We start from the raw sequence: 21,460 nt of genomic DNA, 5'->3' as shown, positions 1-21,460 counted from the left end.
GACTTGTTATTTTGTTAAGTGATTGATTTTTGTTGAATTATGGAATTTAATTTCATAATTCTTGATTCATTGAATTTAATTTCATTTAAAGTCATTTAATGGAACAAATTACGCTTGATGATACGGACTTGAAACTGCTGGACAGCCTGCAAAGCGATGCCTCGCTGAGCAACCAGGCGCTGGCCGAGCGCGTGCACATCTCGCCGCCTACCTGCTTGCGGCGCGTCAAGCGCCTGCGCGATGCCGGGCTGGTGGAGCGCGACGTGGCGTTGCTCAACGTTGACAAGCTGGCCGCGATCACGGGCCACGGGCTGACGGCGCTGGTGGAGATCACGCTCGAACGGCAAGGCGCCGAGCAGCAGGAAGCCTTTGAAGCGCGCGTGATCACCGACGAGGCCGTGCAGCAGTGCTACCGCGTGTCGCCGGGGCCGGACTTCATGCTGGTGGTGCATGTGGCCGACATGCCGCGCTACCTGGCGCTGGCGCAGCGGCTGTTCACCAGCGATGCGAACGTGCGCAACGTGAAGGCCTTCTTCAGCACGCGGCGTGCGAAGTTTGAGCCGCGGGTGTTGCTGGCACCCTAGCAGCCAATTGCTATGCGGTGGTGCCCTGCTGCTTTGCCAGCGCCTTGGGGTTGAGCGCGGGCTCGCCGACCTTGACCAGGGTGTTGCGGTCGGTGTGGTCGAAGGGCTGGTCGCGGCCCTGGATCTGCATCACTGTGGTCTGGAAGTAAGACCAGCTGCCGTCGGCATTGAGCGTGACGGCAATGCGCCAGGCCAGCGTGGTGAAGGCGTGTTCGATAAAGGGGTTGGAAACGATGCCGTTGGTCAGGCTGCCGCGCTCGGAGACCAGCTCGAACTGCGTCGCATCGGCCGCGACCTTGCCGCTGGCCATGGCCACCTGGCCGCGCGGAATCGCCAGCGTGTGAAAGACGGTGCTGGTGGCGGGCTCCCACAGCCAGTAGCCGACCTGGTCGTGATAGGTTTTCGTAAAACCTGGCTTGTGGATAAAGGTGTGATAACGCAAGCCGTACAGCGCCTGCGGGCCGTTGGTTTGAGCATCGATGGGATGCAGCTCGTAACGCTCTGTATACGCCTGCGTCTTGGTGCCGGTGACCACGGGTTTGACGTCTGCCCCGCGCGCGCCTTCCCAGATGCCGGCCATGGCGCGCAGCGGGCCCAGGTTGGCGAGGGTGTCGGGGTCGACCTCGGGCTCGGTGTAGATGTCCTGGGGGAAGGCTTCTGTGCTCATGGTTTCATTCCAACAACGATGAGGGTGATGATGATGGATCAGTCCGTCTTTTTGGTTTGCTTCATCAGCACCCAGGCCATGCCGGCCAGGGCCAGCACGCCCAGCAGCAGGATGCCCCACAACACCAGGCTGCGGGTGGGTATGCCGTCGCCGCCGGCCTGCGCCGCGACAAGGGGGCCGGCCACGGCGCCGCCGGTGACGTCGATGCGGCTGATGTCGAGCTGCGCCTGCGGCAGCGTGTTTTCCTGCGAAGCCTTGTAGCCCGGGACCAGGCTGGCCATGGGCAGGAAGGCGGCCGCGGCGCCCGCCGGGCCGGGCAAGCCGGCGGCCAGCGTGAAGGGGCCGGGGCCGCCGGCCAGGAAGACAAGTTGCGCGGGCTCGAACTGCAGGGCGATCTCGGGGGCCGCGGCAAAGCCCGGCGTCTTGGCGTCGGCCTCTATCTTTACTTCACGCACCGAGGCGCCGCCCAGTTCGACGGGGCCGCTGCTCTGCTCCTTGCCGGCCGCGCCCAGGCGGTAGACCACCGAGGTGGCCAGCAAGGCCCAGGCTTGCTCGCGGTTGTTGCGGCCCAGCACGCGTATGGGCACCAGCACGTTGCGGCCTTGCGGCGTGATCTTCAGCGCGGCGACCGGCGTGGCGAAGGGCAACGCGAACACGAGTTCGTGCGCGTTGGTGAGCGCCGGCACGGCCATGGTCGCGCTGACGCGCTGGCGCACCGCCGTGCTTTGCGAGGTGAGCAACGTGGCGCCGCGCACGGTGACGGCGGCGCCGCCCCAGCTGATGCGCAAATAGTGGTCCTTGAGGTCGGCCATGGACAGGTCCAGGCGCGTGTCGCCCAGGCTGGCGGCGGCGCTGGAGGCATCGGCGCGGTACAGCACGGTGTCGGCCAGCGGGCGCCAGCTTTTGAGGTCCTTGCTGGCCTGCACGTTGAAGGTGACGGGCTGGCCGACGGGCAGGTCGGCGTCCAGCGTCATCGCGGCCACGGGCTCCTTGAGCTTGCGCGCGTCGAGCAGCGCGCCCAGCACTTTCTGCGGGGCCGCCGACGCCGTGGTGGCTTTGCCGGTGTTGAGCTGCACCACACGCTTGCCCTGGCGCTCTTCAATGCGCAGCGACAAACCTTCGAGGCCCGCCGCACCAGCGCCCTCCGCGCCCAGGATGGGATAGGCGGGCAGCTTGACGCTCTGCTCCTGCGTGGAGGTCTGCGTCGGCACGCTGGCCAGCGCCATGGGCACGGGCTGGCCCGCCGCGTTGAAAAGGCGCAGGTCGGCATAGCCCGCGCTTTGCAGGCGCACCAGCGCCTCGGCGGGCAACAGCAGGCGCTGCAGCGGTGCGTCGGGCACCGGTGTGACGGGAATGCGGACGGCATAGGACTTGGCGTTGGCCGCGTCCGGCGTGTCGACGGCCAGGGCCGGCAGCGGCGCGGCCAGCCCCGCGGCCAGCGCGAGCGTTACAAACCGGGCGGGAATCTTCATGGCTGGGCCTCTTCTTTCAGGTCTTGGGCATCCGGTGTGGCAGCGGCCTTGGGCGGCAGCGGCGCGAAGTAGCCGACCACCAGCATCAGTATGCCAACCACGATGAAGGCAATAATGCGCTCGGCGCCGCCGGCGTTCGACAGGTCGATGAGCAGCAGCTTGACGACCACCAGGCCCAGCAGGCCCGCGCCCACCAGCCACAGCGGCCGCTGCACGCGGCGGTGTGCGAGCACCATGAGAGTCAGTGCCAGCAGCGTCCACAGAATCGCGTAGCCGGTCTGCACCACAAAACTGCCGAAGAGCTCCTCGGCATCCCAGCGCACACCGAAGAAATGGTGGGCGATGCGCAGCCACACGGTGTTGACCGCGACGAACACCAGCAGGGCCAGCGCCACCAGCGCGTTGCGGCCGGTGACCCAGCCCGCGTTGCCGGGCGCAGGCGCGGCCGTCACCAGCACGCGGCGCCAGAACACCAGCGCGCCCAGCGCCAGGGCCAGCGTGAGGTCGGTGGGGTTGAGCAGCGGGATGTAGGGCAACGGCGCGGTGCGGCCGGACGACAGCACGGCGCCGCCCAGCGCGCCCCAGAACACCAGCACGGCCAGCGGCAGCGCGGCATACCAGTAATAGGCCTGGGCGTGCGGCTGCAGCGGCCAGGCAAAGTTGGCGCGCGCGTCCAGGCGATTGGCGCGGCCGGCCCAGAGCGCCAGCAGCATCAGCACCGCGATGGCGCTGACCAGCAGCACCACACCGGCCCAGGAGGTGCGCCAGAGCTCGGCCCTGGCGATGCCGGACCAGAGGCAGTCGGCCAGCAGCACGGTGACCAGCCAGGCGCTGGCGGCATGCAGAAAGCCGAAAGGCGATGCGCGGCCTGCACCGCCCGCCAGGGCCGGGGCCGCCGCCAGGCGGTCGGTCTGCCGCAGCATCCAGTAGTGCAGCACCAGCACCACGGGCCAGACGGCCCAGGCCGGTGTGGCCAGCACGCGGTAGCCTTCACCGCATTGCGCCACGTAGCCCAGCGCCAGCACGGCGATGGTGGCGCGCGCGGGCCAGGTGGCCACGGCCCATTGTTTCTTCAGGCCCAGCAACATCGACAGCGCGGCGCTGGCGACGACGGCCAGCATCATCAGCAGGCTAGTGCTGCGTTCGCTGAAGACAGCCTGGGGAATGGCGTCGGCTTCCAGCGCCGGCACGCGGCGGGCGATTTCGAGCAGCCAGGCCAGGCACCAGAAGAAAAAGCCGTAGAGGTAGACGGGAACGGAGAGCTGCGCCTCCACGCCGGCATAGGCCTTGGCCCAAGACGATTCGCTGTGCGGCAGCGGGCCGCGCAGCCACCAGGCCAGCAGCAGCGCGGGCAAGGCGATCAGCATCGCACCGATGAAGACGGGGTTGATGAAGGGCATGGCATAGACATGGTGGCCCATGCCGCCGGTACCGTCTTCCAGCCCGCCGAGGAAAGCCATGGCCGCCACGCCCTGCAGCAGCAGGCCGAAGGCGCGCGGCATCCAGCGCGCCTGGCGCATGCCGACCCAGAAAGCGCCCGCGCCTTCGAGCGCCCAGACAGCGGAAGTCCATTGCGCATCAAGCGCCAGCGGCACGGCCAGGGTGGCAAAACCCACGCCGACGGCGATGAAACATTCGATCAGCAGGCGGTAGCTGGACAGCGCGCGCCGCACCAGCACCATGGCCGTCAGCAGGTAGAGCGCGGCAAAACCCAGCGCCGAGAAAGCCGTGCCCAGCTCCATGCCGCGCACCAGCCCGGCCTGCAGGCCGAAGCCGGCCAGCGGCGTGCCGAAGACCAGCATGGTGTCGACCGCATTGCCGAGCCGTGTCGGCGTGTTGCGCGCATAGAGGATGGCGGTGAACAGGTAGATCAGCACAAACACGATGAGGAAGGGCTGGGCGCTGGCATAGTTCTCGGGGACGTACTTGAGAATGCCCCAGGCGGTGGCCACGCCGAAGGTGGCGATGAAACCGACCACGTTGAGGATGCGCCAGGAGCGCTTGTACGCGATGAACAAAATCGCCAGGTTGAGCAGCGTGTAATAGCTGAAGAGCCCGACGTGGCTGCCCTGCCCTGTCGACAGCAGCAGCGGCACGGCAAAGCCGCCGGCGAAGGCCGCCACGGCCAGCGCGCGCGAGTTCTGCAGCAGCGCCAGCGCGCAGCTCAGGGCGCAGACCACGATCATCAGGCCGAAAGCCAGCAACGGCGGCAGCAGGCCGTAGAGACGGAAGGCCGCGAACACCGTGAGGTACATCACCGCCACGCCGGCGCCCTGCAGCGCCAGCGCGAAGCCGGGTTTGTCGTGGCGCTTGCGAAAGCCCACCGCGAGCAGCGCGACGGCCGCCGCGCCTATGGCCGCGAGACGGAGCTCGACGGGAAACAGGCCGGCCGACGCGGCATACCGCGCGAGGAAAGACAGGCCGATGAAGAGGATGACCAGGCCGACCCGCACGATGGTGTTGCCGCCCAGGAACCAGTTTTTGGCGGCGAGCAGGGCCAGCTCCACCGGGTTGGGTTCGGCGGGTTTGTAGGCGGGACGGACAGCGGCTGCGGGAGTTGCGGCCGCGCTTGCGGCTTGCGCGCGCGGCAGGCCGTTGGGGGCCGGGGCCGGCGATGCGGCTTCGTTGTCCGCGGCGCTGACGGGCTGCTCCGGCACGGTGGAAACCTTGGGCGGCGTTTCCGTCAACGGCTTGGTGTCTACGAAATCCTTGAAGCCTTCGCCATCGTCGGGTGCTTGCGCGGCGGCCTTGGGAGCGGCCGCAACGTCGGGCGCCTGGCGGCTTGCCGGTACTGCTGGCGGCAGCGCTTTTTTCCGCGCGGTTTCGATTTCGGCCCGTACCGCCCAGCGCAGCGACAGCCCCGCGAAGAAGCCGAGGAAAGCGCCCACAAAAGCGCCCTCATCCCCATGGCCCGGCCACAGCCAGCCCAGAACCGCGCCCCACACAATGCTCCAGATGATCATGACCCCAGCCTCCCTGTTGTATCAGGCTGATGGTACTTGAAGGGGATCAGGCGGGAAGTGTGGCCTTCAGCACGCGGGCGAAATTGCCGAAGGCGACTTTGTCTATCGTCGCGGCGTCCAGCTTCTGGCCTTCGAGCAGTTGCACGATTTCGCGCACGTGGCTGTAGTCGTTGATGGCCCATTCGTTGCCCACGCCGGCGATGTCGGTGCCGAAGGCGACGTGGTCGGCGCCTATCATGTTGGCGAGCTTGGCCACTTCGCGCGCATAACCAGCGCGGTCCTGCAGGCCGACCTTCCAGCCATAGGCCTGGCCCGGCTGGCGCAGGCCCAGGCCCCAGAGGCCGACCACGCCGCCGCGCGCGGCGATCTTTTTGGCCTGGTCAATGGACAGGCGCCGCATCAGGTAACCGTAGGGGTCGCGATAGCCGCCGGCGTCGCTGTCGACCCAGCCGTGCGACCAGATCATGGGTTTGGTGGCGACTTCCAGCGCGTGGTCTATGGCCGGCGTGCTGCAGTGCGCCAGGTCCAGGAGGATGCCGTGCGACTCGCAGGCCTTGACGAGCTCGCGGCCCAGCGGGCTCAGGCCGTTGTGCACGGGCGATGCGGTGGAGTAGTCGCCTATGGGGTTGCGGATGTAGTGCACCAGCTGCAACTGGCGCAGCCCGAGGTCGAAGGCTTTTTTCAGCGGCGCGAGGTCGGTGCTGATGAATTCGGCCGACTCGCTGGCCAGCAGCACCGAGTGCTTGCCGCCCATGGCCGCGTCGACGTCGGCGCCGGTGCGCACGATGGCCAGCTGGTTTTGCTGCGCATAGGCCAGCATGCCGGCCAGAGTTTTGTCAAAGAATGCCGAGAGCTCGGCGGGCGTGGGCTCACCCTGCTGGATGACGCCCTTGGGGCCGTTGCCCAGCCAGGGCGCGTCGCCCACGATGGACCAGGACACCAGCGTCGCGCCGTGGGTTTTCATTTCGGTGGCGAGGTCTGCCGGCGAACGCGTGCGGCCCACGATGCCCAGGTGCGAATGCATGTCGGCGATCGGGATGATGCGCCCCGGTGCGGGCGCCTGCGCGCGCGACAGCAGCGGCATGAAGGCCGCGGCCGCGCCCACACCAGCCAGCCGGCCCAGCAGGGCGCGTCGTGCGGCCCGGAAATCCCTCGTCGTTTCCCTCATGTTCACTCCTCTTGATGTTGTCGCCCATTGTGGAGGCAGCCGCACGGAACGAAGCCGGGGTTTGCCCCGAAGACACGGTTAATAAGTATGGATAGCAATACGCCAATACGCGTGCTTCAGGCGGCGAGCAGTTTGCCGCGCGCGGCCTTGCCGGCCGCCGGAGCCTTGGCCTGTTCCCGTGCCGTTTCCCAGAAGGCCCGCGCCAACGGTGAAAGTTTGACCACGTCCAGGCAGGCCAGGCCCACGGTGCGCGGCTGCGCGGGCAGCAGCGGCCGGTAGACCACGCCTTCGGGCGCATCGGGCAGCGCCAGGCGCGCCGCGACGGAGACGGCCAGGCCGCGCTGCACGAACTGCAGGATGGAGATGATCTGCGTGAAGTGGTACAGCACCTTAGGCAGCGCGATGTTTTTCTGCAGGATGGGGACGATGACCGGGCCGCAGCCGGCCTCGGTCAGCACGAAGTCCAGGCCCGTCAGCGCAGTGATGGGCACGGCCTTGTGCGCGGCCAGCGCGTGGCCGGCGGGCAGGATGGCGACGAATTCGTCCTGCACCAGCGGCAGCACTTCAAAGCGCTCGTCGGGCACCACGACGAAGCCGAGCTCCACGCGCTTTTGCAGCAGCCAGTCGTCGATGACCTCGTCGCTTTCTTCCTCGATGCGCACCTGCGCGCCGGGGTGGCGCTGCTTGAACGCGGCCAGCAGCGGGGGCAGCAGGTTGACGGTGGAGGTGGGGCCGAAAGAGCCTATGCGCAGCGTGCCGGTTTTCAGCTCTTTGGCATCGCCGAGCTCCTGCGTCATGGTGGCGGCCAGCGCCGTCATTTCACGCGCGCGCAGCAGCAGGCGTTCGCCGGCGTCGGTCATGGAGACGCCCGAGGCATCGCGCAGCGCGAGCTTGACGCCGAACTGCGTCTCCAGCGCGCGCAGCGCATGGCTGACGGCCGATTGGGTGGTGCCCAGACGCATGGCCGCACGCGAAAAGCTGCGGCATTCGTCCAGCGTGATCAGCACTTCGAGTTGGGCCAGGGTCATGATGAGTGAATCCTCATTTGATGGTGAGTCATTTAACAACTAATCTCATGCATTCAATTTACCTTATTTGCCGGTTCTCCACCTGCACAAACCATGACGACTGCCTCGCCACCCGCCGACCTGGCCTCCGCCCCCGCGCCTGTGGCGCACACGCCCGCCCTCTGGAGCCTTTACCTGCGCCTGACCTGTGTGCCGGTTTTATGGGGCGGCACCTTCATCGCGGGCCGCGTGATCTCGGCCCACCTGCCGCCGGCGACCGCGGGTTTTGTGCGTTTTGTGTTCGCCACGCTGGCCCTGCTGGCGGCGCTGCATTTCACCGAAGGACTGCGCGCCATCCGCCGCATCACGCGGCGCCAGTTGCTGGGCACCATGGCGCTGGGCGCGACCGGCATCTTTGCCTACAACCTGCTGTTCTTCACGGCGCTGTCGGTGCTGCCGGCCGGCCGAACCTCGCTGATCATTGCCCTCAACCCGGTGGTCACGCTGCTGATCGCCGCCGCGCTGCTGGGCGACCGCCTCTCGGCCACACGCTGGCTGGGCGTGACGCTGGCGCTGCTGGGCGTGTGGGTGGTGGTGACGCGCGGCGACCTGGCGCAGATCACACAATCGCTGGGCAAGGGCGAGCTGTCGATGTTCGGCGCCGTCTGCGCCTGGGCCGTTTACACCCTGCTGGGCCGCAAGCTGCTGCAAGGCCTGTCGCCGGTGCTGGCCACGCTGTGGGCGGCGATCTGGGGCACCTTGTTTTTAGGCCTGCTGGCGCTGCGCGACATTCCCCATGTGCACGCCGAAGCCTTCATGCCCGAAGTGTGGGCCGGTTTGATCTTCCTCGGCGTGTTCGGCACGGCCGTGGCTTTTGTCTGGTACTACGAAGGCCTGCGGCAACTGGGCGCCGCGCGGACTGTGGTGTTCAACAACCTGGTGCCGGTGTTTGGCGTGCTGTTGGGGTGGTTGATTCTGGGGGAGCCCTTGAGCGCCAGCCTGCTGGCCGGCGGAGCCCTGGCGATATTCGGCGTATTTCTGGTGAATCGGGTCAAGTAGATTTCGCCGGATTTTCCAAGACCGCCTGGAAACTACCCCTGCCCCGAAGCCTCGGTCGCTTCAGCCTTCTTCACCACCCTCACCTGCGGCGAAAGCTGCCAGAAGATCCCCGCGGACGCGAGCGTGATCAGCCCCATCGCGGCGAACGTCGCCTGGAAGGCATGCAATGTGTGCACGGCTTCGCCGGCCCCGAAGAACTCGGTGAAGCCGGCCAGCACCGCGCCCGCGGCGGCCACGCCCATGCTCATGGCCAGCATCTGCACCATGGACAGCAGGCTGTTGCCGCTGCTGGCCATGCTGCCGTCGAGGTCGCGCAGGGTCACCGTGTTCATCGCGGTAAATTGCATGGAATTGACCGCGCCAAACAGCGCCAATTGCAGGATGTGCAGCCACAGCGGCTGGGACGGCGCCACGAACGCGAAGCTGGCCATGCTCAGCCCCACCAGCGCCGTGTTGGTCACCAGCACCCGGCGATAACCGTAGCGCGTGATCAGCGGCGTGGTGACGCGCTTGACCAGCATGCTGGCCACGGCGACCGGCACCATCATCATCCCGGCCTGCAGCGGCGAATAGTCCAGGCTGACCTGCAGCAGCAGCGGCACCAGGAAAGGCATGCACGAGCTGCCCAGGCGCGAGAACAGGTTGCCGAGCAGGCCTATGCTGAGAGTTGGAATAGAGAACAGCTTGGGTGAAAACAGCGGGTCGGGCCGCTTGGCCGCGTGCAGCCAGTACGCGGTGAGGCTGGCCATGCCGAAGACCAGCAGCACCAGCACGCTGGCCTGTTTCAGGCCCAGGCCCGAGAGGCCGTCCACCGCGAGCGACACGGCCACCATGCCGAAGGCCAGGAAAAGATAACCCGGCAGGTCAAAGCGCGGCACCTGCAAACGCGGGTTGTCCTGCATATAGAACACCGTGGCCACGCAGCCGAGCAGCCCCACCGGGATGTTGATGAGGAAGACCCAATGCCAGGTGGCCACCTCGACCAGCCAGCCGCCCAGGGTGGGGCCTATCAGCGGCCCGACCAGGCCCGGGATGGCGATGAAGCTCATGGCCTGCAGAAAACGTTCGCGCGGAAAGGCGCGCAGCACGGCCAGCCGGCCCACCGGCAGCAGCAGCGCCCCGCCCATGCCCTGCACCACGCGCGCGGCCACCAGTTGCATCAGGTTGCCGGAGAGCGCGCAGGCGATGGAGCCGATGACGAACAGCGAGATCGCCGCCACATACACGCGCCGCGTGCCGAAGCGGTCGGCGATCCAGCCGGACGCGGGGATCAGCATGGCCATGGTGAGGGAATAGGCCACCACCACCGACTGCATGCGCAGCGGGCTTTCGCCGAAGCTGCGCGCCATGGCCGGCAAGGTGGTGTTGACGATGGTGGCGTCCAGCGTCTGCATGAAAAAGCCGATGGCCACCAGCCACAGCAACATGCGCAATGATTTTTCTTCTGCCTGCATGGATGAGAGATGAAAAAGGGGCGGCGTTGGTTCACCGCATTGCGGAAATAACCGAAGGGGCCGGATCGGCCCGGACAGCAAAAAGCCGCCTCGAGGGGCGGCTTTCAAGCAGTGGGCGTTGGGCTAGCCTCAGGCCGAGAAGCTGGATCCGCAGCCGCAGGTGCTGGTGGCGTTGGGGTTCTTGATCACGAACTGGGCGCCTTCGAGGTCGTCCTTGTAGTCGATCTCGGCGCCGACCAGGTACTGGTAGCTCATGGCGTCGATCAGCAGGGACACACCGTTCTTGGTCATGGTGGTGTCGTCTTCGTTGGTGATTTCATCGAAGGTGAAACCATACTGGAAACCGGAGCAGCCGCCGCCCTGCACGAACACGCGCAGCTTCAGGTCGGGATTGCCTTCTTCGGCGATCAGTTCGGCCACCTTGGAGGCGGCGCTGTCGGTAAAGACAAAAGGCGCGGGCATTTCGGTCTGGATATTTTCGGCAACGGCACTCATGGGGGACTCCAATACTTGGGGGCGAAGCGGTTCGCGGTTCGAAGCGTTCAGGCTCTGACGGCACTTGTGGGCAAATAGTACAGCAATTCAATCAACCATAACGCCCATGCGTGTTAGGCCTTGCCACCTACTTGTAAGCGCTTACTCGCTTAAATTTCCATACCCTCTCAGATATTGTTGGCTGCCAGCTTGAGCGTGGGCTTTTCTTCCAGCTCGGGGTGCGTGGTGGGGCGCAACTGTCCAAAGATGACGGCGCCCTGGTGCATTTCAAGCGCCTTATAGGACACGTCGCCTTCGATCCTGGCCTTGGGCTGCAGTTCGAGCAGCTCGGACGCATGGACGGGACCCATGACGCGGCCATTGATGATGACGTGGTCGGCATGGATATAACCGGTCACGGTGGCGGATTCGCTGATCACGAGAATGCTGGAAGTGCCTTCCGCGGCGCGAATGTCGCCTATCACCTCACCGTCTATGCGCAGGCCGTCGGTGAACTTCAGGTTGCCTTCAATACAGCTGCCCTGGGCAATCAGGCTTTTGATGGACGGCTGTTTCTTTTTTCCAAACATACAAAGTTTCCTGTGCTGGGTCAGTGTGACGGTGGGCGGGATGGCTGGGTAAATTCAAAGTTCAAAGCTTGAAGGTCTGGGCAGATCTGACCGTTGTTCCCTCAATGACCTTAGCTGTAACAGTTTGTACCACGGCCTGGGGGGGCAAGTCGAGGACACCTTCCACGCGCCGGTACTGTTTGAACTGTAAAGTTTGCGGACCTCCGGGCAAAGTTAACGACCAGGGCTTTCCGTCCTGGGTTCCGTTCACGGTCACGTCCAGTTTGCCGTTGAAATTCGGGGCGGCTTTCTCGGCCTGGATGACCAGAACCTGCCATTTGAGCTGGGTATCCGACAGCTTTTCGGCCTGCAGGCTGCGGATGGTGGCGACTTCAGTGGTGCCGGCGGGTAACAGCTTTTCGAAAAAGCCGAGGTCGTCGCGCAGGCTGCGGTTGTCCGTCTCCAGCTGCTTGATCTGGCTGATCATTTTTTCCTGGGCGGCCTTTTCGGCCGTCAGCAGGCTGCCCGAGGTGTTGGCGATGGACTGGGCCTTGTCGCGGTCGGCGCGCAGGCTGGCCAGTTCCTGCCGCAGCTGGACCAGCTCTTCTTTGCTGCCGGTGTCCGTACCGGTGATGCCCTTGCCGAACTCAAACGCCCACAAGGCGATGGCGCCGGAAAACCCCAGCATCAGGGCACCGGCAATCCAGCGCAGGGGCCAAGGCAGCGAGCTGCGCACCGACATGCGCGGGGAACTGATGGTCAGTCGGCGGCGAAACAGGCGGAATTTCAAGGACGGGTCCTGCGGTTTTCGGTTCGGGAGTGCATTGTGCACGCAGACGGGGGCGCGCAATGCCCAATAAGCCGACATAGCCGGTAAAGCAACAGTAAGGGTTTGCATCCGGGCTTTTTCCTATGTGTTCAAGCCAGCTAAAACTCCTATCTGGAATCGAAAAAACATCAACAGTCCCGATCTGCACCGAAAAGAGCAAAAAAGCATTCGTCCAAGAAAAAAGCCGCCTGGCGTGAACCAGGCGGCTTTTTCGGCAGCGAAGCGGATTAGCGCTTGCTGAACTGCTTGCGGCGGCGAGCAGAACGGAAACCGACTTTTTTACGTTCGACTTCACGTGCATCGCGGGTCACAAAGCCGGCCTGGCTCAGGGCCGGCTTGAGCGTTGCGTCGTAATCGATCAGCGCACGGGTGATACCGTGGCGCACTGCGCCGGCCTGGCCGGACTCGCCGCCGCCGTGGACGTTGACCATGATGTCAAACGTCTCGACGTGGTTCGTCAGAAACAGGGGTTGGCGGCAGATCATGATCGAAGTTTCACGACCGAAGAACACCTGGATGTCACGGTCATTGACCGTGATCTTGCCGGTGCCTTTTTTGATAAACACACGGGCGACGCTGGATTTGCGACGGCCGGTGCCATTGTTCCATTCACCAATCATCAATGGCTCCTTAGATGTCCAGCACTTTAGGCTGTTGGGCGGTATGCGGGTGCTCTGCACCACCGTACACCTTGAGTTTCTTGATCATGGCGTAGCCGAGCGGGCCCTTGGGCAGCATGCCCTTGACGGCTTTTTCCAAAGCGCGGCCGGGGTGCTTGGCTTGCATGTCGCGGAAGTTGGTGGCAGTGATGCCGCCTGGATATCCGGAATGGCGATAGTAGATCTTGTCGGTCGACTTGGCGCCGGTGACGCGCAGCTGGGCTGCGTTGATGATGACGATGAAGTCACCGGTATCGACGTGAGGCGTATAAATGGCCTTGTGTTTGCCGCGCAAACGGAGAGCAACTTCGCTGGCTACTCGTCCGAGGACCTTGTCGGTCGCGTCAATCACAAACCACTCGTGCGTCACGTCAGCGGGTTTTGCGCTGAACGTTTTCATGAGTTTTCTTTCGAAAAAAATGGTTTGTCGGGTTCTTTTCTGCGGTCGGTGTTCTTCTGATGAGAACCTCTTAGGCAGTCAATCCGGCATCGGATTTCTCCATTTGCCGAGCTCCGCCGCGGAACCACTAGGCGCTGCAGAGCCAATGATTATATGAAAAATCAAGGACTTGCGTCAATATTCGGCCGGTTTTAAGGCATTTCGCCCCGGCAAGAAGGTAGGATAGGCCCATGTTTTCCTACCGCCACGCCTTCCACGCAGGCAACCACGCCGACGTGCTCAAGCACACCACGCTGATCGCGTTGATGAAGTACCTGACCCAGAAAGACACGGCCCTGACCGTGATCGACACGCACGCGGGCGCCGGCCTCTATCGCCTGGACGGCGATTACACCGAAACCAGCGGCGAGGCGCAGGAAGGCATTTTCAGGCTGTTGTCCGAGCCAAAAACGCCCGCGGCCCCCGCCAAAAAAGCGCCGGCCGGTACCAAAACCGCAGCAACCGGCACCGCCAAACCCGCCGCCGCCCCGGGCTGGGCGCCGGCGCTGCAAGACTATATCGACCTGTTGCGCGGCCTGAACCCGCAGTTCGCCGAGACCGGCAACATCGCCCACCTCAAGATTTACCCCGGCTCGCCCTTCATCGAGCAGCAGTTCCTGAGCGGACGCGACAAGCTCAAGCTGTTTGAGCTGCACCCGACCGATTTCAAGTCGCTTTCCGGCAACATCGAGCAACTCGGCGTGGGCCGCCAGGTGGCGGTTTCCCGTGAAGACGGCTTTGAGGCCCTCAAAACCTTTCTGCCGCCACCGGCGCGCCGGGCCATGGTGTTCTGCGATCCCAGCTACGAGATGAAGAGCGACTACGGGCGCGTGGCGACCTGCATGGCCGATGCCGTCAAACGCTTTGCGACGGGCACCTATGTGGTCTGGTACCCCATCATTCCGCGGCCTGAAGCGCACGATTTGCCGCGAAAACTCAAAACTCTGGCCGTCAAGGCCAGCCGCAGCTGGCTGAATGCCGCGTTAACGGTGAAATCAAGCAAATTAACGACAGATACGAGCGGCGAGGTGATTCGCCCCGGGCTGCCCGCCAGCGGCATGTTCGTCATCAACCCACCGCATACGCTGAAAGCCGAACTGCAGGCCGCGCTGCCGCAAATGGTTGCCTTGCTGGGACAGGACCGCAACGCGAGCTTCACGCTCGAGCACGGCGGCTGAGAGCAGCGATCTGGCGCCGCCCGCACACACGGGCCTAGCCTGTTTGCGCCAGGATACGCGCATGTTTTCCTGTCTTTACCGCCGCGGTGAGTTGTGGCAAGGTTGCCTGTAGCTCTGTCTCCTCCCATCTTCCTGATTTCCACCCGCGCCTCACGACTTCCCATGCCCGCTCAGGCACACCCGCCCTCCCCAGCCTCGCCGGGCACGACCGGCCGTGGGCCGGGCGCGGGAGAGGAGTCCATGGAGGCTGAAATCGCCCGGCAGGTCGCATTGCGCACACGCGAGCTGGGCGCCTCGCTGGCGCGCTACCAGACCATGGTCGACCTGGCGACCGAGAACATCTGTGTCGGCCAGGGTGGCCTGTTGCGCTTCGCCAATCCACCCTGTCTGGCCTTGCTGGGCACCCAGGCCGCCACCATGGCCGACCGGCTGATGATCGAGTTCATCCATCCGGACGACCGCGACTTTGTGTCCGGCAAGCACAAGCTGCGCGCCGCCGGCAACATCGTCCCGGCCTTTGAGGCTCGCTTCCAGCGCGACGACGGCACGGTGTCCTGGGTGGAAATCAACGGCGTGCTGGTGGACTGGGAAGGCGCGCCCGCGGACCTTTTTTTCCTGAAGGACGTCACCGAACGCAAACGGCTCGAAGCCCTGACCCAGTCAGCCGCCGAGCGTTACCGCGCGGTCGTGGAAAACGTCAACGACGCCATTCTTGTCGTGCAAAAGGGCATAGTCCGTTTTGCCAACACCAGCGCGCAGGCGCTGTTCGGCCGCGCGCTCACCGGCCAGCCTTCGCTGCACCTGATCCACCCCGAGGACAGGCCCCTGGTGCAGCAGCGGCGCGAGCTGATGCAGGCCGGCACCATGGTCAGCGCCTACGAGGCGCGCTTCATCACGCCGCCGCGCGAGGCGATGGAGCCCGGGCTGCGCACCGGCTGGGCCAGCATCTACGGCACGCGCATCGAATGGGACGGCGAGCCGGCCCTGCTGGTACTGATGTCCGACATCAGCGAGCGCCGCCGCCTCGATGAAGAACTCAAGAGCGCGCTGGCGCAGCGTGAGGCCATCCTGGAGACCACCGCCGTCGGCGTGACTTTCCTGAAGGCGCGGCGCCACCAGTGGCTCAACCGCACGCTGGCCGCCATGCTGGGCTACAGCCCCGCCGAATTGCTGGGCCAGGAGACACGGGTGCACTACCCCGACGACGAGGAGTTCGAGCGCGTGGGCGCGTTGGCCTACGCGCAGATCATGCAGACCGGCCTGTTTTCGGCCGAGGCGCGCATGCGCCGCAAGAACGGCGAGCTGATCTGGGTGCAGCTGGACGGCTCGGCGCTGGATCGCAACCGGCCCGAAGACGGCTCGGTCTGGACCTACGTGGACATCACGCGCCGCAAGGAGGCCGACGAGGAAACCCGGCGCGCGCTGGTGCGCGAACGCGAGCTGGGTGAACTCAAGACGCGTTTCGTCTCCATGGCCTCGCACGAATTCCGCACGCCGCTGGCGACGATTCTTTCCTCGGCCGAGCTGATCGAGCACTACGGCGAAAAAATCACGCACCGCGAGCGCCAGGACATCATGGCCGACCTGGTGGTCGCGGTGAAGCGCATGCAAGGCATGCTCGAAGACATGCTGACGGTGGGCCAGGCCGATGCCGGCAAGCTCAGGCTCAACCTGCGCCCGCTGGACATCGCCGCGCTGTGCCGCAAGCTCGTGACCGAAATGCATACCAGCGACGCGGGCCAGCACGTCATCGAGTTCGAGGCGCCGGTCGGCCACGATGCGTTTTCGCAGCTGGTCATGCTCGATGAGCGGCTGATCCGCCACATCGCCAGCAACCTGCTGGCCAACGCCTGCAAATATTCGGCCGCGGGCAGCGTGGTGGTGCTGACGCTGGACGGCGGCAAGGACGAACTGGTGCTGAAGGTCAGCGACGAAGGCATAGGCATACCGCCCGCCGACCTGCCGCGCCTCTTCGAGAGCTTTCACCGCGGCTCCAACGTGGGCAACCGGCAGGGCTCCGGCCTGGGCCTGGCCATCGTGAAACACGCCGTCGACCTGCACCACGGCAAAATCGAGGTGGCGAGCACGCCAGGCGCAGGCACCCGGTTCACGGTCAGCCTGCCCATTTCCCAAGGATAGACATGAGCCTGATTCTGATCGTTGAAGACGACGACGCCATCCGCAGCAACATCGTGCGCCTGCTCAAGCTCGAAGGCTTTGAGACCGCCGCCGCGCCCGACGGCCTGCAAGGCCTGGCGCAGGCCCGCGCCAGCCGGCCCGACCTGGTCATCTCCGACGTCGGCATGCCCGGCATGAACGGCTTCGAGCTGCTGGCGGCCCTGCGCGCCGACCGCGCGCTGGCCAACACGCCCTTCATGCTGCTCACCGCGCTGGACGACCGCGAGAGCATGCGCCGCGGCATGACGGCCGGTGCCGACGACTATTTGTCCAAGCCCTTCAGCCGCGCCGAACTGCTGGACGCCGTCAACGCCCAGCTCAGGAAAACAGCGCGGGTGCGCGAAGCCATCGATTCCGGAGTCGCCGCCGGCGAAGAGCGCCTGCGCGCGGCCTTTTCCAGCCGCATCAGCGGCGGCCGGCCCGACACGGTGCCGGTGGACATCCCCGCCACCGCGCAAACCGAGGAACTTTCCAGCGCCACCGTGCTGGTCGCCAGCATCCGCAACTTCACCTCCATCGCCGAAAAGCTCAGCGCAGCCGAGGTCTCGCAACTGCTCACGGAATATTTCGAGCGAGCCTCCGAGCCCGTGCTGAAGAACAGCGGCCGCCACATCAAGTTCATCGGCGACGGCCTGATGGCGGTGTTTTCCGACACGACCACCGGCTCGCCGCTGCCCGCCTCACGCCGGGCGATTTCCGCGGCCCTGGCCATGGCACTGGCCACGCATGAGTTTCGCGACTGGCTCGATGAACGCTTCGGCGAGCGCGCCCTGCCGCCCTTTGCCATGGGCGTGGGCATCCACAGCGGCGCCGTCACGCTGTGCCAGCTCGGCACGCAGCAGAACAAGGAAATCACGCCCGTCGGCGAAACCGTGACGCTGGCCGCGCGGCTGGAAAGCGCCTCCGAAGAAATGGGCTGGACGGTGATGGCCAGCGAGCATTCGCTCGGCCAGGCCGGCACCGGCATACAGACGGGCACCCACACCTCGCTGGTGGTGCCGGGCAAGAACCTCGCCATCGATGTTGTGGAAGTCACCGGCCTGGTCACCACCATGGAAGACAAGATCCACGGCATGGCCAGCCTGACCGAGCGTGCCGGCGAGATCAGCGACGCGGTGCGCACCAATTCCGACATCACCGCGCGCGCCGTCAAGGGCGCGCTGGACTCCAAGCTCTCGGCCCTCAAGGACTTGCGCTTTGACGCCAGCACCGAGCCGGTGCGGCTCAAGGGCTACCGCATCACGCGCAAGATAGGCGCGGGCGGCATGACCGAGGTCTACCTCAGCGAACGCGAATCCGACGGCCTGCCCATCGTGCTCAAGGTGCTGGACTCGCGCGGCAAGGAGGCCTCCGACCACCTGGTGCGCTTCATCCAGGAATACGCCCTGCTCTGCAAGATAGACCATCCGCACGTCATCAAGATCTATGACCAGGGCTTCACCGACGAGCACGCCTACATCGCGATGGAATACTTCGAGCGCGGCGACCTGCGCAGCCTGTTCGGCCCCAGCCTGGCGCGGCCGCAGGCGCTGACCGTGGCGCGCGAGATCGCGCAGGCCCTCTCGGCCATCCACGCGCACGGCATCGTGCACCGCGACATCAAGCCCGAAAACGTCATGCTGCGCGCCGACGGCAGCGTGGCCCTGGCCGACTTCGGCATCGCCAAATCGATGCTGCAGGCGCACAGCATGGGCCTGACGCAAACGCACCACGGCTACGTGGTCGGCACGCCGTATTACATGAGCCCCGAACAGGCCACGGGCCGCAAGGTCACGGCCCAGTCCGACCTCTACAGCCTGGGCGTGATGCTGTACGAGATGCTGGCCCATCGCAGGCCTTACATCGCCGAGTCGCTCGAATTGCTGCTGGCCAAGCACCTGAATGCCGAAACACCCGCGCTGCCGGCCGCGCACGGCGACCTGCAAGGCGTCGTCAACAAGTTGATGGCCAAAAATCCCGAGCACCGTTATGAATCGGCCGAGGCCTTTTTGCTCGAGCTGGAAGGCGTGGCGCCGGATATCAGTTTGTAACCCCCGTCCAGGCTCACTGCGTGTAGCCTGTTCCACCTTCAAGGGGGCGGCGCCTGCGGTCTGGCAAAGCCAGTCCTGCGGCCCCCCACTGGTAGTGCACCCCGAACTCTTCAACCAGCATGAGCCGCGGAACCGGCTTTGCCGGGCCGCAGGCGCAGCACCCCGGAGGGGCTGGAGCCTGCGGCTCCAAAGCTGCCCGCGCAGCTTTGGACAGGCGACAGAGGCGAAGCGTCTCGCGAGCCGCGGCCTGCAAGGCCTCGAGAACCACACGCAGTGGGGAGCGTGGGGGCTAATATTTGAGCGCAGTACTCTTGCCCCAGAACACGCGATAGGCAAAGATGGTGTAGCCAACGATCATCGGCAACACCACCGCGGCCCCCGCCAGGATCACGCCCATGGCCTCGGGCGAGGCGGCCGCTTTCCAGATGTCCAGGCTGTCGATCACCAGCCACGGGAACAGGCTGTAAGCCAGGCCGTAGAAGGCCAGCAGGAAAACACCCACCGTGGCGCCGAAGGGCACCCAGGCGCCGTACTCATTGCCTTGCGCCAGCCGCACCGGCAGGCGCTGCAGGCTGCGGAAGATCACGGCAAAGAGCACCGCCGTGGCCGCGGGAATCGGGATCAGCAGCACGATGTTGGGGAAAGAAAACCATTTGGCAAAAATCGTCGGGCTGACCAGCGGCGTGGCGATCGAGATCGCCGCCACGCCGGCCATGGTGAACCACAGGCTGGCGCGCGCCCAGCGCACCGCGCGCAGCTGCAGCTCGCCTTCGGACTTGATGATGAGCCAGCCCGCGCCCAGCAGGCAATAAGCCGCCACCAGTGCCAGGCCGATCACCGCGTTGAACACGATGGTCCACCAGGTGCTGGCAAAACCCGTGATCAGCGAACCCAGCATATAGCCCTGCGACCAGCTCGCCAGCAGCGAGCCGGTGTAGAACATGCGGTTCCACAGCGGCTTGTGGCTGGCGCGCGCCTTCACCCGGAAGTCAAAGGCCACGCCGCGCAGCGTGAGGCCTATCAGCATGAAAGCCACCGGCAAATACAGCGCGCCCAGGATGACGCCGTGCGCCATCGGGAACACCGTGAGGAGGATGCCCACACCTAGCACCAACCAGGTTTCATTGGCGTCCCAGAAGGGGCCGATGCTGGCGATCATGGTGTCCTTGTCGTCGTCGCTGGCGCGGCGCATCAGCACGCCCACGCCGAGGTCGTAGCCGTCCAGGATCACGTAGGCCAGCATCGCCAGGCCCATCACCACCAGGAAAACGATGGGCATCCAGCCGGCGGCTTGCGTCAGGTCGGGGGCAAGATCAAGCATTGGGAGCTCCTTCCTTCTCGGGGTAGTTCACGACGTTGAGTTCCTTCTCGGTCTCGCCCGCGGTGCCGTCGTCGCCGAAGGGCTTGTCGGCATGCTTCTTGTGCCGCGCCAGGTAAAACACCACAGAGATATACGACGCAAGCAGCACCGCATAGAGCACCAGGTACAGCGTCAGCGTCAGCGCGATGCGCGGTGCCGGCACCTTCGAGGCCGCATCGGCCGCCGTCAGCACGCCCGTCACCAGCCAGGGTTGCCGGCCGATTTCGGTCACGTACCAGCCCGCGACCAGCGCGATCCAGCCCGCAAAAGTCATGGCCACCAGCAGGCGCGCATGCCACACCGTGAGGGTGCGCGCAGGGTCTTTCTTCCACGGCGCGAGCTGCAGCACGCTGGCCCAGCTGACCAGCAGCATCAGCATGCCCACGCCCACCATGATGCGGAAGGCCCAGAACACCGGCGCCACCGGCGGGTGCTTGCCTTCGAACTGGTCCAGGCCCTTGACCTCGCCGTCCATCGAATGCGTGAGGTAAAGCGATGCCAGCTTGGGGATCGCGATCTCATAACGGTTGGTCTTGGCCTTTTCATCCGGCAGCGCGAACAGCACGGCGGGCACGCCTTTTTCGGTTTTCCAGATGCCTTCCATCGCGGCCAGCTTGGCCGGTTGGTGCTCCAGCGTGTTGAGGCCGTGCAGGTCGCCCGCGACGATCTGCAGCGGGATCAGCATCGCGGCCATATAGATACCGGTCTTCAGACCGGCCATCACTTCGGCGCCGCGGTCATTGCGCAGCCAGCGGTAGGCCGAGATCCCCGCCACCAGAAAAGCCACCGTGAGTCCCGAGGCCAGCAGCATGTGCACCAGCCGGTATGGGAAGGAAGGATTGAAGATCACCTCGAACCAGCTCGTCACATGCGCCTGGCCGTTGATCATTTCAAAACCCGCCGGCGTCTGCATCCACGAATTGAGCGCCAGGATCCAGAAGGCCGACAGCGTGGTGCCGCCCGCCACCAGCAGGGTGGCCACGGTGTGCATGGTTTCGCTGACGCGTTCGCGCGCGAACAGCATCACGCCCAGCATGGTGGCCTCCAGGAAGAAGGCCGTCAGCACCTCGTAGGCCAGCAGCGGCCCGGCGATGTTGCCGACCTTCTGCATATAGCCGGGCCAGTTGGTGCCGAACTGGAAGCTCATGGTGATGCCGCTGACCACGCCCAGCGCGAAGGTCAGCGCAAAAATCTTCACCCAGAACTGGTAGGCGTCCATCCAGTACTGGTCCTGGCTTTTGACGAAGCGCAGCTTGAAGTACAGCAGTACCCAGCCCAGCGAGATGCTGATGGTCGGGAACAGGATGTGAAAGGTGATGTTGGCCGCGAACTGGATGCGGGCCAACAGGAATGCGTCAAGTCCGTCCATC

Annotated in this window: 18 protein-coding genes; 5 read left to right on the top strand and 13 right to left on the bottom strand. The window is 65.1% G+C overall.

The features are described 5' to 3' along the window. The first annotated feature begins 98 nt into the window (after positions 1 to 98). A complete protein-coding gene (locus ACLV8F_RS02555) occupies positions 99 to 584 on the top strand; it encodes an Lrp/AsnC family transcriptional regulator (protein WP_411882674.1) in 486 nt (161 codons plus the stop codon). Between the two features lie 10 nt (positions 585 to 594). On the opposite strand, the gene ACLV8F_RS02550 is transcribed toward ACLV8F_RS02555, so the two are convergent. The 5 genes from ACLV8F_RS02550 to ACLV8F_RS02530 all read right to left on the bottom strand — a co-directional run bounded on the left by ACLV8F_RS02550 (position 595) and on the right by ACLV8F_RS02530 (position 7,882). Then, positions 595 to 1,251 (bottom strand): FABP family protein, encoded by a 657-nt coding sequence (locus ACLV8F_RS02550; RefSeq protein ID WP_411882673.1) that lies wholly within the window; start codon positions 1,249 to 1,251, stop codon positions 595 to 597. 38 nt (positions 1,252 to 1,289) lie between these two features. Further along, the gene (locus ACLV8F_RS02545) at positions 1,290 to 2,723 is read right to left on the bottom strand and encodes a DUF3999 domain-containing protein (protein WP_411882672.1); all 1,434 of its coding nucleotides are present in this window, start codon (positions 2,721 to 2,723) and stop codon (positions 1,290 to 1,292) included. Further along, entirely contained in the window at positions 2,720 to 5,686 is a 2,967-nt protein-coding gene (locus ACLV8F_RS02540) for a DUF2339 domain-containing protein (protein ID WP_411882671.1), read from the bottom strand. The genes ACLV8F_RS02545 and ACLV8F_RS02540 overlap by 4 nt, the downstream gene beginning before the upstream one ends. Before the next feature lie 46 nt (positions 5,687 to 5,732). After that, positions 5,733 to 6,854 carry a dipeptidase gene (locus ACLV8F_RS02535; protein WP_411882670.1) on the bottom strand — a complete coding sequence of 374 codons (1,122 nt, stop codon included), beginning with the start codon at positions 6,852 to 6,854 and terminating at the stop codon, positions 5,733 to 5,735. 116 nt (positions 6,855 to 6,970) lie between these two features. Continuing rightward, complete coding sequence (locus tag ACLV8F_RS02530) at positions 6,971 to 7,882, bottom strand: LysR family transcriptional regulator (RefSeq protein ID WP_411882669.1); 912 nt, start codon at positions 7,880 to 7,882, stop codon at positions 6,971 to 6,973. A 93-nt stretch (positions 7,883 to 7,975) separates the two neighbouring features. Here ACLV8F_RS02530 and ACLV8F_RS02525 point away from each other — a divergent pair, with 93 nt between their 5' ends. Continuing rightward, entirely contained in the window at positions 7,976 to 8,920 is a 945-nt protein-coding gene (locus ACLV8F_RS02525) for a DMT family transporter (RefSeq protein WP_411882668.1), read from the top strand. Between the two features lie 32 nt (positions 8,921 to 8,952). On the opposite strand, the gene mdtD is transcribed toward ACLV8F_RS02525, so the two are convergent. From mdtD to rplM, 6 genes are all read right to left on the bottom strand, one after another. Further along, positions 8,953 to 10,374, bottom strand: coding sequence for a multidrug transporter subunit MdtD (mdtD, locus tag ACLV8F_RS02520; protein WP_411882667.1), 1,422 nt, complete (start codon positions 10,372 to 10,374; stop codon positions 8,953 to 8,955). Positions 10,375 to 10,503: 129 nt separating this feature from the next. Beyond that, entirely contained in the window at positions 10,504 to 10,869 is a 366-nt protein-coding gene (gene erpA / locus ACLV8F_RS02515) for an iron-sulfur cluster insertion protein ErpA (RefSeq protein ID WP_122955163.1), read from the bottom strand. Positions 10,870 to 11,036: 167 nt separating this feature from the next. Next, entirely contained in the window at positions 11,037 to 11,438 is a 402-nt protein-coding gene (locus ACLV8F_RS02510) for a bactofilin family protein (protein WP_411882666.1), read from the bottom strand. A 61-nt stretch (positions 11,439 to 11,499) separates the two neighbouring features. After that, on the bottom strand, positions 11,500 to 12,207 hold the full coding sequence (locus ACLV8F_RS02505) for a DUF6776 family protein (protein WP_411882665.1): 708 nt from the start codon (positions 12,205 to 12,207) through the stop codon (positions 11,500 to 11,502). 266 nt (positions 12,208 to 12,473) lie between these two features. Continuing rightward, on the bottom strand, positions 12,474 to 12,866 hold the full coding sequence (rpsI, locus tag ACLV8F_RS02500) for a 30S ribosomal protein S9 (RefSeq protein WP_411882664.1): 393 nt from the start codon (positions 12,864 to 12,866) through the stop codon (positions 12,474 to 12,476). A 10-nt stretch (positions 12,867 to 12,876) separates the two neighbouring features. After that, on the bottom strand, positions 12,877 to 13,305 hold the full coding sequence (gene rplM / locus ACLV8F_RS02495; protein ID WP_007867557.1) for a 50S ribosomal protein L13: 429 nt from the start codon (positions 13,303 to 13,305) through the stop codon (positions 12,877 to 12,879). A gap of 230 nt (positions 13,306 to 13,535) precedes the next feature. Here rplM and ACLV8F_RS02490 point away from each other — a divergent pair, with 230 nt between their 5' ends. From ACLV8F_RS02490 to ACLV8F_RS02480, 3 genes are all read left to right on the top strand, one after another. Then, positions 13,536 to 14,522, top strand: coding sequence for a 23S rRNA (adenine(2030)-N(6))-methyltransferase RlmJ (locus ACLV8F_RS02490; RefSeq protein ID WP_411882663.1), 987 nt, complete (start codon positions 13,536 to 13,538; stop codon positions 14,520 to 14,522). Positions 14,523 to 14,684: 162 nt separating this feature from the next. Continuing rightward, on the top strand, positions 14,685 to 16,661 hold the full coding sequence (locus ACLV8F_RS02485; protein ID WP_411882662.1) for a PAS domain S-box protein: 1,977 nt from the start codon (positions 14,685 to 14,687) through the stop codon (positions 16,659 to 16,661). Positions 16,662 to 16,663: 2 nt separating this feature from the next. Then, entirely contained in the window at positions 16,664 to 18,730 is a 2,067-nt protein-coding gene (locus ACLV8F_RS02480) for a protein kinase domain-containing protein (protein WP_411882661.1), read from the top strand. Positions 18,731 to 19,019: 289 nt separating this feature from the next. Here ACLV8F_RS02480 and ACLV8F_RS02475 read toward each other — a convergent pair whose 3' ends face one another. Together ACLV8F_RS02475 and ACLV8F_RS02470 are read right to left on the bottom strand one after the other, a co-directional pair. Continuing rightward, positions 19,020 to 20,051 carry a cytochrome d ubiquinol oxidase subunit II gene (locus tag ACLV8F_RS02475; RefSeq protein WP_411882660.1) on the bottom strand — a complete coding sequence of 344 codons (1,032 nt, stop codon included), beginning with the start codon at positions 20,049 to 20,051 and terminating at the stop codon, positions 19,020 to 19,022. Continuing rightward, positions 20,044 to 21,459: a cytochrome ubiquinol oxidase subunit I gene (locus tag ACLV8F_RS02470; RefSeq protein ID WP_411882659.1), complete on the bottom strand. Its 1,416-nt coding sequence runs from the start codon at positions 21,457 to 21,459 to the stop codon at positions 20,044 to 20,046. Before ACLV8F_RS02470 ends, ACLV8F_RS02475 begins: the two co-directional genes overlap by 8 nt. Position 21,460 lies beyond the last annotated feature (1 nt).

Source organism: Polaromonas sp. YR568, assembly GCF_943369675.1.
GTDB lineage: Bacteria > Pseudomonadota > Gammaproteobacteria > Burkholderiales > Burkholderiaceae_C > Polaromonas.
The sequence above is the reverse complement of the archived record's forward strand: the minus strand, read 5'-3'. Positions and strand labels throughout refer to the sequence as shown.